Source organism: Desulfosarcina widdelii (genome assembly GCF_009688965.1).
Classification (GTDB): Bacteria; Desulfobacterota; Desulfobacteria; order Desulfobacterales; family Desulfosarcinaceae; genus Desulfosarcina; species Desulfosarcina widdelii.
In genome coordinates this window covers 139,954-153,742 of record NZ_AP021875.1, presented here as the reverse complement: position 1 = coordinate 153,742, position 13,789 = coordinate 139,954, and the positions used below count along the sequence as shown (strand labels likewise).

At 57.3% G+C, this 13,789-nt stretch carries 9 protein-coding genes; 5 read left to right on the top strand and 4 right to left on the bottom strand.

Features of this window, described 5'->3' with window-relative positions:
• Positions 1-5 precede the first annotated feature (5 nt).
• The 4 genes from topA (at position 6) to GN111_RS00715 (ending at position 6,271) form a co-directional block, all read left to right on the top strand.
• The gene (gene topA, locus GN111_RS00730) at positions 6-2,288 is read left to right on the top strand and encodes a type I DNA topoisomerase (RefSeq protein ID WP_155301912.1); all 2,283 of its coding nucleotides are present in this window, start codon (positions 6-8) and stop codon (positions 2,286-2,288) included.
• 101 nt (positions 2,289-2,389) lie between these two features.
• Entirely contained in the window at positions 2,390-4,681 is a 2,292-nt protein-coding gene (locus GN111_RS00725; RefSeq protein WP_155301911.1) for a Tex family protein, read from the top strand.
• An 8-nt stretch (positions 4,682-4,689) separates the two neighbouring features.
• Entirely contained in the window at positions 4,690-5,130 is a 441-nt protein-coding gene (dtd, locus tag GN111_RS00720) for a D-aminoacyl-tRNA deacylase (RefSeq protein ID WP_155301910.1), read from the top strand.
• Between the two features lie 187 nt (positions 5,131-5,317).
• Complete coding sequence (locus tag GN111_RS00715) at positions 5,318-6,271, top strand: nucleotide-binding protein (protein WP_170302067.1); 954 nt, start codon at positions 5,318-5,320, stop codon at positions 6,269-6,271.
• A gap of 69 nt (positions 6,272-6,340) precedes the next feature.
• Here GN111_RS00715 and GN111_RS00710 read toward each other — a convergent pair whose 3' ends face one another.
• Both GN111_RS00710 and GN111_RS00705 read right to left on the bottom strand, forming a co-directional pair.
• Complete coding sequence (locus GN111_RS00710; RefSeq protein ID WP_155301908.1) at positions 6,341-7,810, bottom strand: mannose-1-phosphate guanylyltransferase/mannose-6-phosphate isomerase; 1,470 nt, start codon at positions 7,808-7,810, stop codon at positions 6,341-6,343.
• Between the two features lie 104 nt (positions 7,811-7,914).
• The gene (locus tag GN111_RS00705) at positions 7,915-9,171 is read right to left on the bottom strand and encodes a CinA family nicotinamide mononucleotide deamidase-related protein (protein ID WP_155301907.1); all 1,257 of its coding nucleotides are present in this window, start codon (positions 9,169-9,171) and stop codon (positions 7,915-7,917) included.
• Positions 9,172-9,403: 232 nt separating this feature from the next.
• Here GN111_RS00705 and GN111_RS00700 point away from each other — a divergent pair, with 232 nt between their 5' ends.
• Positions 9,404-10,816, top strand: coding sequence for a TrkH family potassium uptake protein (locus tag GN111_RS00700; protein WP_231715637.1), 1,413 nt, complete (start codon positions 9,404-9,406; stop codon positions 10,814-10,816).
• Between the two features lie 177 nt (positions 10,817-10,993).
• On the opposite strand, the gene trkA is transcribed toward GN111_RS00700, so the two are convergent.
• Positions 10,994-12,397, bottom strand: a complete 1,404-nt coding sequence (trkA, locus tag GN111_RS00695) for a Trk system potassium transporter TrkA (protein ID WP_231715636.1) — start codon at positions 12,395-12,397, stop codon at positions 10,994-10,996.
• Positions 12,398-12,408: 11 nt separating this feature from the next.
• A complete protein-coding gene (locus GN111_RS00690; protein ID WP_155301905.1) occupies positions 12,409-13,674 on the bottom strand; it encodes an ATP-binding protein in 1,266 nt (421 codons plus the stop codon).
• Positions 13,675-13,789 lie beyond the last annotated feature (115 nt).

Genomic DNA, 13,789 nt, shown 5'->3' with positions numbered 1-13,789 from the left:
GTTATGTGAGTAAACCCCTGGTTGTCGTGGAATCCCCCACGAAAGTTCGAACCATCAAGAAATACCTGGGCAGCGACTACAATGTCGCCGCGACCGTCGGCCACATCAAGGACCTGCCCAGTAAAGACCTGGGAATCGATATCGAAAAGGACTTCACCCCACACTACCGGACCATCCCGGGCAAATCCAAGGTACTCAGCCAACTGAAATCGGCGGCCGGCGACGCGACCGAGATCTACCTGGCCCCCGACCCGGACCGCGAAGGCGAGGCCATTGCCTGGCACACGGCCGAAGTCCTTAAAAAAAAGGGACGCCATTTTCACCGGGTACTGTTTCACGAACTGACCAAAAAGGCCATTCTTGAAGCCATGCAAAAGGCCCAGGACCTGGACCGCGACAAGTACGAAGCCCAGCAGGCCCGCCGCATTCTGGACCGCCTGGTGGGCTACCAGATCTCCCCGCTGCTGTGGCGCAAGGTCAAAGGAGGCTTGAGTGCCGGACGGGTGCAGTCCGTGGCGGTACGCATCATCTGCGACCGGGAGCGGGCCATTCAGGCCTTCGAACCGGTTGAATACTGGTCGATCACGGCCGACTTGAAAGGCGAAGCGCCACCGGCGTTCGCCGCCAAGCTGGTGCGAAAAAACGACGAGAAGATCGAAGTTCCCGACGAAGCCACGGCCAATGCGATCTTGAAAGACCTGGAGACAGCCAGCTTTCTGGTCGATAAAATCGTCAAACGCACCACGCGCCGAAACCCCCAGCCGCCGTTCATCACCAGCAAGCTCCAGCAGGAGGCCATCCGCAAACTGCGGTTTTCCGCCAAAAAGACCATGATGGTCGCCCAGCAGTTGTATGAAGGCATCGACCTGGGGCCCGGCGAACCCGTGGGGTTGATCACCTACATGCGTACCGATTCCACCCGCATCGCCGACGAAGCCGCCGAAGAAGCCCTGAGCCTGATCCGCGAGCAGTTCGGCCAGCCCTACTCCCTGTCCAAGCCGCGATTTTTCAAAAACAAGAACAAGGCCCAGGACGCCCATGAGGCCATCCGCCCGACTTCCGTGTATCATACGCCGGAAAAACTCAAACGTTACCTGTCCAGGGATCAACTGGCCCTGTACACCATGATCTGGCAGCGCTTCATGGCCTCCCAGATGGCCCAGGCCCTGATCGACCAGAAGACCCTATCCATCGCCGCCGGTGACTACACCTTCACCGCCAGCGGCTCTTCGGTGAAGTTCCCCGGATTTCTGGCCGTTTATCAGAGCGCCGACGACGAAGCTGAAAGCAGCAAAAAAAGCCAGCCCCTTCCGGAACTCAAGGAGAAATCGCCGCTGGAGTTGTTGGGCATCGATCCCAAACAGCACTTCACCCAGCCGCCGCCGCGCTTTTCCGAGGCGTCCCTGGTCAAGGAACTCGAGGAAAACGGCATCGGCCGGCCCAGCACCTATGCCGCCATCCTGTCCACCATCCGGGACAAGGGCTACGTGGACCTGGTCAACCGATACTTCAGGCCCACGGAACTGGGTTTCATCGTCAACGATCTGCTCATCGCAAACTTTCCGGAAATCCTGGACGTCGATTTCACCGCCCGCCTGGAAGGCGACCTGGACCGGGTGGAACAGGCCGAGGTGGAGGCCCTGACGATTCTCAACCGGTTTTACGATCCTTTCAGCCGCAAACTGGAAGAGGCCGGTGAAAACATGCTCAGCGTCAAGGGTGTCGGCATGCCCACTGACCTGACCTGCCCTTTGTGCAAAAAAAATCCCCTGCGCATCAAGATGGGCAAAAACGGCCATTTTCTGGCCTGTTCCGGATACCCCGAATGCACCTACTCCAGCGATTACGAAAGGAATGAGAAGGGCGTTATCGCCCCGGTGGCGCCGGTGCAGAGCGAACCAACCGACAAGGTTTGCGACAAGTGCGGCAAACCCATGGTGGTCAAGCGGGGCCGCTACGGCGATTTTCTGGCCTGCAGCGGATATCCCGAATGCAAGCACACCCAGTCTTTGAACGGCGGCCCCAACGCCAAGCCCATCGGTGTGAAATGCCCCGTAAATGGATGCGACGGCGAGATCGTGGAAAAGTCTTCCAAGCGGGGCAAGATCTTTTATGGATGCAACCGATATCCCAAATGCGATTTCGCCAGTTGGGACCGCCCGGTCCCCATCCCCTGTCCAGTTTGCGGCAACCCCTACATGGTGGAAAAAACCACCAAGCGGGACGGCACCCTGCACGTATGCCCCAACCGGGAGTGCCGTCATCGGCAGGAACCGAGTGATCGGTGAACTGTGAACTGTGATTGTACGGGCGACCGGCCGGTCGCCCCTACCGCCACAACCCGACAAATCCAATAAACTCAATAAATCCTACAAACTCAAAGAACCCTATGAACCCGACCCACATCGCCACCATCGCCGCTGAAATGAACCTGACGGCGGACCGAATCCAGGCCGTGGCCCGTCTGCTGGAAGACGGCGCCACCGTTCCCTTTATCTCTCGCTACCGCAAGGAGGCCACCGGCAGTCTGGACGAAGTGGCCGTGACGGCTATCCGTGACCGGCTGACCCAACTGGATGAACTGGATAGCCGGCGGGATACGATCCTCAAGTCCCTCGAGCAGCACGGGCATCTGACCGACGAACTCAAGGACCAGGTGCTGGCCGCGGCAACCATGACCGAAATCGAGGATATCTACCTGCCCTACCGGCCCAAGCGGCGCACCAAAGCCACCATCGCCCGCGAAAAAGGCCTGGAACCGCTGGCACTGGCAATCCTGGCCCAAAAAGGCGCCGATCCCCAGACCCTGGCCGCCGATTACATGGATCCGGAAAAATCGGTGGAAACCGTGGAGGACGCCCTGGCCGGCGCCCGGGACATCATTGCCGAGACCATCAACGAAGACGGCGAAACCCGTTCACGGGTTCGCGATCTTTTCTTCGAGAAGGGCGTCATCCACAGTCGGGTGATCGAGGGCAAGGAGGTGGAAGGCGCCAAGTTCAAGGATTATTTCGAGTGGGAAGAATCCGTGGCAACCTCACCCTCCCATCGCATCCTGGCCATGCGCCGCGGAGAAAAGGAGGAGATCCTCAGCCTGAGCATTGCCCCGCCGGCGGAGCAGGCCATCGCCATTTGCGAAGATCGCTTCGTTACCGGCGAAGGCCCCGATGCCGAGCAGGTGCGCCTGGCGGCCCAGGATGCCTACAAGCGCCTGTTGTCCCGCTCCATGGAAACCGAGGTCCGCGTCCGCCTAAAAGAGCGCGCCGATGCGGAGGCCATCCGCGTCTTTTCCGAAAACCTGCGGCAGTTGCTGCTGGCTTCCCCCCTGGGCGCCAAACGGGTAATGGGCCTCGATCCGGGATTTCGCACCGGCTGCAAGCTGGTCTGCCTGGACCGCCAGGGCAAGCTCCTGCACAACGACACCATCTATCCCCATGGCTCCCAAAAGCAGGCCGACGCCGCCAGGCAAACCGTGGCCACCTTGTGCAAAAAGTTCGCTGTCGAAGCGGTGGCCGTGGGCAACGGAACCGCCGGGCGGGAAACCCAGGCGTTTGTCAAAGAGGCCCTGGTGGACGCCCGGTCGATTTCGGTGATCATGGTCAACGAAAGCGGCGCATCGGTGTACTCGGCCTCGGAAACCGCCCGTCAGGAATTTCCCGACCACGACCTCACCGTGCGCGGTTCCGTCTCCATCGGCCGCCGCCTCATGGATCCTTTGTCGGAACTGGTCAAAATCGACCCCAAATCCATCGGGGTGGGCCAGTACCAGCACGATGTCGATCAATTTGCCCTCAAAGGGGCCCTGGACGATGTGGTGGTCAGTTGCGTAAACGGCGTCGGGGTGGAAGTCAACCGGGCCAGCGTCCAGTTGCTCACCTACGTCTCGGGTCTAGGCCCGCAGCTTGCCAAAAACATCGTCGCCTACCGCGATGAAAACGGTGCATTCAGCGGCCGCGATGCATTGAAAAAAGTCAAACGGCTGGGGCCCAAGGCCTTTGAGCAATGCGCCGGCTTCCTGCGTATCAAGGATGGCGACAATCCCCTGGATGCCAGCGCCGTTCACCCGGAAAGCTATGCAGTGGTTAATGCCATGGCAAAAGATCTGGACTGCAGCGTTTCCGACCTGATGGCCGACGGCGCATTGCGCAAAAAAATCGACCTTGCGCGCTACGTTTCCGATGCCATCGGCCTGCCGACCCTCACGGACATCCTGGAAGAGCTGGCCAAGCCCGGAAGGGATCCCCGCGAACCGTTCGAGCACTTCTCTTTCGACGAAAATGTGTCCACCATCCAGGATTTGCAGCCGGGTATGAGACTTCCCGGCATCGTCACCAATGTCACCAATTTCGGAGCCTTTGTGGACGTGGGCGTCCATCAGGACGGGCTGGTACATATCAGCCAATTGTGCGACCGCTTTGTGAAAACGCCTTCCGATGTGGTCAGTGTGCAGCAGAAAGTCACCGTTACGGTGATGGAGGTGGATCTGGCCCGCAACCGGATCTCCTTGTCCATGCGCAGCGATCCTGGCAAAAAACCCCAGTCGAAAGCCAAAGCCGAAACTCCCCGGAAAAAACGCCCGGCGTCCGGCCCCAAAAAGTCGCCCCAGCCCCCAAAGCCGGCTGGTCCCAAGCCCTTCAACAACCCCTTTGCCGACGCTTTCCGGAAAGCGTCCGGACGATAGGATCCGCGATGATTGCCGTGGTCCAGCGGGTGAAAGAGAGCCGTGTGGTTGTCGATGGAAAAACGGTGGGCGCCATCGGTCCCGGCCTGAACGTTCTGCTGGGCGTGGCAGAGGGGGACGCGCCTGCCGACGCTGAATACCTGGCCGCCAAGATCGTCAACCTGAGAATTTTCGAGGACGAAGGCGGCAAGATGAACCGCTCGCTGATCGATACCGGCGGCCAGATGATCGTGGTTCCCCAGTTCACCCTGTTGGGAGACTGCCGCAAAGGTCGGCGCCCATCCTTCGTCCACGCCGCAGAACCGCAAGCTGCCCGGCAACTCTACCGCCACTTCATCGATGCTGTCAAAAAACTGGGCATCGACACCCAAAAGGGTCGCTTCGGCGCCATGATGCAGGTGGAAATCGTCAACGACGGGCCGGTGACTTTGCTGGTTCACAGCCGATAACGGACGGCTACTTAAAAAAACTGATATCCGCGTTACGTTCGTCCCGCATAAAAAGTCCATCCCGGCTTAAAGTTCTACCCCGTTTGTCCGATACATCAAGCAATAGAAAGAGATGACCGAACCTTAGATCGTGCCCCTTCGCAATCAGGTGAATTGCCATTTGTCGATGGGCACGGATAGACACAAAATGCCCCTTTCAAACGCGTCCACACAACCCGGCGTCCCCGGTAAAATGATTGCCGTGGGAGGCGCTAAAGGCGGAATCGGAAAAAGCCTTTTCGTGTCCAATCTCGGCGTCTTTTTGGCCCAACTTGGCAAAAAGGTCGTCGTCGTAGACCTGGACCTGGGAGGCGCCAACCTGCATCTTTACATGGGCGTATGGGGATTGACCCATCGCATCGACGATTTTCTCACCAAGAAGATGCCGTCCATCAACGACATCATGACACCGACCAAGTACGGCCCTACCCTGATCGGCGGCGGCGGGGGAAAACTCGGGGCGGCCAACATCCCCTTTGCCCGTAAGCTGAAACTGCTGCGGGCCCTGAAGACCATCGATGCGGACTACGTGATCCTGGATCTGGGCGGAGATACCACCTACAACATCCTTGACTTCTATCTGGCCGCGGACCAGGGATTTGTACTGACCACCTGCGAACCGGCATCCTACCTGGACGCCTACGGCTTCATCAAAATGGCCCTGCATCGCCGGCTTACCCGCCTGTTCGGAGCCGAATCGGACTACCATAAGTTCCGGGATCATGAAGTTGAACAACTGATCCGGGAATTCATCTTCTCCAATGCGTCCAGCAACGGAAGCCAAATGGACCATCTGGTCGAACGTTTAGCCGAATCCGCCCCGACCCATCACGGCCTGGTCAAAGAGTTGCTGGACAATTTCCGTCCCGGCACCGTGGTCACCATGGTCAGGGAAAAAGATGAAGTGAAGGAACTGGTATCCCGGTTGGACAAGGTTTCCCAAAAAATGCTTTCCATCCGCCTGAACCACTTCGGCGGCGTTCCATATACGGACGGAATCCAGAAGAGCGCCAGGGATCTGGTACCCCACGTGGCCAAATCGCCCGACGGCGAATTTGCCAAGGCGCTGCGACGGATCGTGCTGCGTATGGAGATGGCGTAGAAAGGTTTGTTGAGTTCGATGTTCGGGATTTAACTTCGCAGGTGTAGGGGCGGGGTTTATCCCCGCGTTTTATTCACCTCCCCCGTTTTCCCGATGCCGACCGTAAATATCCTCCAGACGGGTGATGTCGTCCTCGCCGATATACCCGCCCGTCTGCACCTCGATCAGTTCCAGGGGAATCTTTCCCGGGTTCTCCAGTCGGTGGGCGACGCCGGCGGAGATGTAGGTGGAGCTGTCCTCCTTAAGGACGAACTGCTCGTCGGCCCGGGTGACCAATGCGGATCCGCGCACCACAATCCAGTGCTCGGAGCGGTTGAAATGCTTCTGAAGGGAGAGTGCACCGCCGGGCTTGACCGTGATCCGGTTCACCTGGAACCGGGCGCCCGTTACCAGCAGATCTACCGTTCCCCAGGGCCGATAGGATCGCTTGTGGGAGCGGGTTTCTTCACGCTGCTTGGCCTTGAGCCGATCCACCAGTCCCTTGACATCCTGGACCCGATCCCTGGGCGAGATCATCACCGCGTCCGAGGTCTCGACGACGATGTGGTCCTTCAATCCCACGGCCGCCAGCAGGCGGTCTTCGGCGTGAAGGTAGGAGTCTTCCACGTCATGCAGGACCACATCCCCTTTGACCACGTTGTTCATGCCGTCCTTTTCACCGACCTGCCATAAGGCCTCCCAGGAACCCAGGTCGTTCCAGCCAGCTTCCATGGGAATCATGGCCCCGCGATCCGTTTTTTCCATGACGGCATAGTCGATGGAATTGCCGGGGCAGGAAGAAAAGGCCTTTTTGTCCAGCCGGAAAAAATCCAGGTCGGCGGTTCCCCGTTCCACGGCCTTGCGGCAGGCGGCGACAATGTCGGGAACAAATGCTTCAAGAGCCTGGAGCACCGTTGAGGCCCTGAACATGAACATCCCGCTGTTCCAGCAGTAAGCCTTTGTGGCCAAATACTGCTTGGCGGTTTCCAAGTCCGGTTTTTCTACGAAGGCGGCGATGGTAACCGCCGTATCATCCTCTTTGTTTTCCCCCAATGGCTCGCCCATTTTAATATAGCCGTATCCGGTTTCAGGACTTTGAGGGACGATGCCAAACGTAATCAGCCGTCCATCCAGGGCATGCTTGACGCCCGCCTGGACAACTTGCCTGAAATTTTCGGGGATCTGGATGTGGTGGTCGGCGGGCAGGATCAACAGCACCGGATCGGCACCGCTTTCCATGGTCCGCATGGCTGCCACGGCCAACGCCGGGGCCGTATTTCTGCCCACCGGCTCCAGGATAATGGCATGGGGCTCGATTTCGATCTGGCGCAGTTGCTCGGCCACCATGAAGCGATACTCGTCGTTGCAGATCACCATGGGACGGCCCACATCCGCCAGGCCGTCCAGCCGCAGAATCGTGTTTTGCAGCATGGTATGACGATCCACCAAACGGATAAGCTGTTTGGGGTACAGGGCGCGAGACAACGGCCAGAGTCGGGTGCCGCTGCCGCCGGCGAGAATGACGGGAAGAATTGTTGGAGTCTGGTTTGTTGAGTTCATTGCGTTCTTTGGGTTTGTTGGGTTTCGAGTTGTCTGCAGGCAGGCGCGACCGGCCGGTCGCCCGACCATTCACCACTCACTGACCACCGTTCACCGATCACTGTTCACGGTTCACCGATCCCCATCAGCTCTTTTCTCAAAATATCCAGGGCCGCCATGGCGAAAATCTTCTTGTTCATCAGCCGCTTGCCGAACGGAAAGAAAAGCCGGCGGCCATAGGAACGGTCGGGAGCGGCAAAACCGATGCAAACCGTTCCCACTGGTTTGTCCTCGCTACCGCCGTCGGGACCGGCGATGCCGCTGGTGGACAGCCCGTAGGTGGCCCCTGCCACCTTGCGGGCACCTTCGGCCATCTGCCGGGCGGTCTCTTCGTGAACGGCCCCGTGTTCTTCCAATGTATTCGGGTCGACGCCCAGCACATCGATTTTGGCCCGATTGGAATAGGTTACCCCTGAGAAGAGAAAATAGCCGGAACTTCCGGCTACGTGGGTCAGCCAGTTGGCCATCAGGCCCCCGGTGCAGCTCTCGGCCAGGGCCAGGGTGGCCGACTGTGTCAGCAGCATCTGGCCGATGACGGCCTGCATGGTCTCGCCGTTTTGCGAAACCACATGTTTGCCCAGCTTTTCCACGATCCATCGGCCGGCCTCGTCCAGACGCTCTTCCAGGCGCCTGGCGTCGCTGTCCCGTCCGTAAAGTTTGACCTGGATCTGGGGAAAGTTGGCCCGCAGTCCCAGTTGAACGCCCGGAAAGGCAGCTTCCACCCCGGCGCTCTTCTCTCCGGCCAACGATTCGGGCAGCCCGAAGGTGGTGATGGTCTTCACCCGGCTGTGCAGGGCCGCGTCCCCCTGGATGGCCAGCAGGTCGGGGATCACGTGGTCGGCCAGCATGCGCTTCATCTCGTAGGGCACGCCGGGAAGAAAGAAAAACCGGCATCCTTTGATGGACACGGCAAAGCCAGGGGCCGTTCCCACCGGATTGAACAGGATCTTGGCACCGACCGGTAAAAAGGCCTGCTTGCGGTTGGACTCGGTCATGGGCCGCTTGAATTTCTTGAAGAAGCTTTCGACGTTGGCCAGGGCTTCCTCGTTCTCCACCAGTTCCAGGCCCGCCGCTTTGGCGGCAGCCTCGGCCGATCGGTCGTCCGTGGTGGGGCCCAGTCCGCCGGTTACCACGCACACATTCACACGCTGGCCGATTTCACGCAGGGTGGATGTCAACATGGAAAGATCGTCCCCCACACAGGTGTGACGAACAACCTCTACACCGTTTTCCTCTAGTTTTTCGGAAATATGGGCCGAATTGCTGTCCACCAGCGTGCCGGACCGGATTTCGTCTCCCGTGGCCAGGATTTCCGCTTTCATTGGGCTGCCTTCTCAAGTTGCGTTGTTTTCGTGTTGAAAATCTTGCCATTGGACAATAGCGGCAGCCGGCAAGGCGTGTCAACGAAACATTGTTGCCATGTTTTGCTTTTTACGGACACCTGAGATATGAACGCACTAATTCGAAATCGCCCGTTGGCGATGCGCATAGAGAAATAAGCGGACTTCTCCCATGCACCTGTTTCCAATTCTCCATGTTTTCGGAACCTTATTTATGGTCACCGGCATCTCGATGCTGCTGCCCGTCGCCTGCGCCCTGATCTACGGCGGCGATGACGTTGCGGCCTTGGCCATCTCTGCACTGGTGACGCTCTTCATAGGGATACCGCTGTGGTGGGGATTTAGGAAACACCATGATTTGGGTATCAAAGACGGCATCTTCATCGCCGCCTTCGGCTGGGTGTTCGTTTCGGCCCTCAGCGCCCTGCCCTTCATGATCCACGGGTCGATCCCTTCGTTCACCGACGCTTTTTTTGAGATGATGTCCGGCTACACCACCAGCGGGGCCACCATCTTGACCGATATCGAAGTGGTGCCGCGCGGTCTGCTGTTCTGGCGCAGTGAAACCCATCTTTTGGGCGGCATGGGTTTTCTGACCCTGACGGTGATCTTCCTGCCCCACGGCATGGGGGGATTGCGCATTTTCCGGGCGGAGTCCTCGCCCGGCCAAGTGATCACCAAAGAGAAGTTCCATGCCCGCAACCGGGATACCATGGTGCGTTTGTGGTTGATTTACCTGGGTCTCAATGCGGCCCAGACGATTTTGCTCTGCGGAGGAGGCATGAGCCTGTTCGACGCTCTGTGCCACGCCTTCGGAACGGTGTCGACCTCGGGATACTCTCCGTACAATGCCAGCATCGGGCATTACAACAACGCCTATTTCGACTGGATCGTCATTGTGTTCATGTTTCTGGGCGGGATGACCTTCGTCCTTTTCTACCAGATGATGCGCGGAGATTTCCATTCCCTGCGGATCAACACGGAGTTTCGCTGGTACGTCGGATTTATGCTCTTTTTCTGCGGCGTGGTCTCCTGGCTGCTGTGGAAGGAAAACACATACGGACTGATGGACGCCATCCGCTACGGCACTTTTCAGGTCACCAGCCTGTTGACCACCACGGGCTTTACCACAGCGGACTATGAAAAATGGCCCCAGGCCGCCCAGATGTTCCTGTATGCGGTATGCTTCATCGGCGCCTGCGCCGGATCCACCACCAGCGGCATCAAGATCGTTCACTACGTGGTACTGTGCAAATTCATGTCGGCGGCCATTAAAAAATTATTCTTCCAACCCATGTCCGTCATCTATGTGCGCCTTAACCAGCGCCCGGTGGACGACACCATCATCCACCTCTCGGTGTGCTACTTTATTGTCAACATCTTCATGGTGTTGGGCGGCGGCTGTGTGATGGTGCTTACAGACGACATGGATTATGTCACCGCCATGAGTTCGGTAATCGCAACGTTGATGAACATCGGCCCCGGATTCGGGGCCATCGGTCCGTCCGAGAACTACGCCTTTATCTCGGATGCGGGCAAATGGTTTCTCTCCTACAACATGCTGGTGGGCCGTCTGGAGATGTTCTCTGCCCTGGTCATCTTTTATCCCTCCTTCTGGAAAAAATAAAAGAAGGGTTCGAGGGGTCAAGGGGTCGAGGATTCGAGGGAAATGCTGAAAAACTATAAAGAATTGATACGGTCCCTGGAAAACAAACCCACGGTCCCTTATATCCTCGACCCCTTGAACCCTTTGCTCTGGTTTTAGATCTTCACTTGAATCCTTGAACCCTCGACCCCTTGAACCCTATCCAAGAAATAATTTATGCACGTCCTTAAGATGCATCGACTTGCAGATCACGATCACCCGTTCCTCGGGCAGAATGCGGGTGTCCCCCACGGCAATTTTCCACTGGTCGTCCCGATAGAAGCCTCCGATGAGAATTTTACCGTGAAAGGAGGGATCGATTTTGGAAAGGGGGATGCGGGTAATGGACGAGCCCTTGGCCGCCTTGATTTCGACCACTTCGGCGTCAAACCCGTGCAGGTGGGCCACGGATAGCAGTTCGCCGCGCCGGATGAACTTCAAAATCTCGTTGGCGGCCAGGACTTTCTTGTTCAATGCGATGTCCGAACCGCTGGTTGCGGCCAGCACCAGATATTCCTCTTTGCTCACCAGCGAAATGGTTTTACGCTCGGTATTGCGGCTCTCGCCGTTGTTGGTGGTCATCAGGTGCTTGGCCAGCATGCAGCTCATGATGTTGGTTTCGTTTTCTCCGGTGGCCGTGATAAAAGTGTCCATGTCGGTCAAACCGGCCAGGTCGAGGGATTCGGCATCGGAGCCGTCACCATGCAGCACTTCGGCGTGGCTGAGTCGATGGCACAATTCAGCAGCCCGCGCTTCGTCCTTTTCGACGATCTTGACCTTGACATCCTTGCCCATCAAGTCGGCCACACGGCTGCCCACCAGTCCGCCGCCCAGAATCATGACCCGGTGTCGTCTCCGCTGCTCTTCGCCGGTGATGGCCATCAACCGGGGAAGGTGCTGTCTGGAAGCCATGATCAACACCTGATCCTGAGGCAAAATTTCATTGTCTCCACCTGGCAAAATGGTGGTGATGCCTCTGGCGATGCCCACCACCCGAAAGGGGAAATCGTTGTAGGTTCTGGAAAGGTCTCTGAGTTTTTTATGGGCCAGGGGCGATCCCTCGGTTACCCGGGTAGCCATGACCTGGGTCTGGCCGTCGGCGATGTCAATAATCTCGATGCCGGCCGTACGTTTGACCAGGCGCACAATCTCCTGGGCGGCCAGTTCTTCGGGGTGAATGATCAGATCAATCTTGAGATCTTCATTACTCAGGATGGCGTCCCTGCCACCGAAATCCAGGGAACGGACGCGGGCTATTTTCAGTGGAATATGGAACCTGTCAGCAATCATGGCGGACAACATATTGACCGCATCGTTGTTGGTGACGGCAATCAGCACGTCGATGTCCTGAGCACCGGCCCCACGCCAGCAGTCGATATCCAACGCCGATCCCTGAATCAGCCGGGCGTCCAAATGGCTGTCGGCGTAATGAATCAGACTACTGTCCGGTTCGATGGCGGTAACGGCATACCCTTCGTGGACCAGACGTTTGGCCAGGTAAGAACCGACCCCGCCCAATCCCAGGATCAGGATGTTTTCGATAAACGATTTTTTTTTAAGCATGATCGATCTTTTCATGACTTCTGGAAAAGGCGTCTGGACGGAACGGCGAAAATGTCCGGATCGCCGATTCGCTTGATTTCATCACCCCGATACACCACCATTCCTCCGCACCACCGTTCCCCCAACTTCTCGGCAACCATTTTCAACGATCGCGTATCCTTGGCAGCTAATTTTGCCCGGGATTTAACCTCCACGCCGATCACACCGGACGAAGTCTCCAACAAAAGGTCCACTTCGTTGCCGGACCGCGTCCGGTAAAAGAAGACCTCAACCTCCCGTTGCCGGGTGCGAACCCATTTGACGATTTCGGCAACCACCATGGTCTCATAAAGCTGACCGGACAGATCGCCCCTGAACCCGGTCTGATGTCTCCATATCCCAATATCCATCCAATAAAGTTTCGGGGTCTTGATCACCGAACTGGTCAGATTCCTGTAGTACGGCTGCAACAAAACGACCTGGTAGGAAAGCGCAAGGTATTCAAGATAGCGGCGGGCCGTATCGACACTGATTCCGGTATCTCGTGCCAGTTCGGAATAATTGAGCAACTGGGCCGATCGCAATGCGGAAAGTCGTTGAAATTTTCGGAAAGGCATCAGATCATCCAACCTTGCCAAATCGCTCAGATCCCTTTCGAGATAGGTGTATTCGTAGTTTTTAAGCCAAAGCCAGCGGTCATCCTCCGAAAGGTTCAGCAGCGCAGGGATACCGCCCCATTTGATCATGTGGTCCTCCGCCTCCTGACAGGCATTGGCAGCTTTCCCCAATAGCGTCGTCGGGATTTCAGTCAACACGGCGTCAGTGGAGGTTTCCGTCAAAATGGTATCCAGCAGCGGCAAGGTGTCTTTATCCTTGTCGATGGAGGCATTGATTTCACACTGCATCAAGGGCCACAGTTCATAAAAAAAGGCTCTGCCCGCCAAGGTTTCCCGAATTTTCTTCAACAGCAAAATTTGGCTGGAGCCGGTCAGAACGGTAAAATGGATGCCTCCTTCATCGTAGGCGTATTTGACCTTCTCGAACACCACCGGTTCCTTCTGGGCTTCATCAATAACGGCGCTACCGACGGTTTTCTCCCAGGCGAAAGTCGCCAACGACCGCAACGCATCCCTGTTTTCCGGGGCATCGAGATTGATATAGTTAAGATTGGGAAACTGACGTTTAACCAGGGTGGTTTTGCCGGTTTGCCGTGCGCCGGTAAGCACAACGATTCGTTTTTCGGAAGACGAAGGAAGGCGGTCGGACAGCAACCGCGCAATCTGTGTTTTTTCACTCATTATCGACTTTTATACTGTAAAATTTACGATGTCAACGCTTTATTTACAGAATACAAACCGTTATCGAGGCACTGACAGAGAACGCTCGGCCACGCGACAGAAGAGGCGATCAACG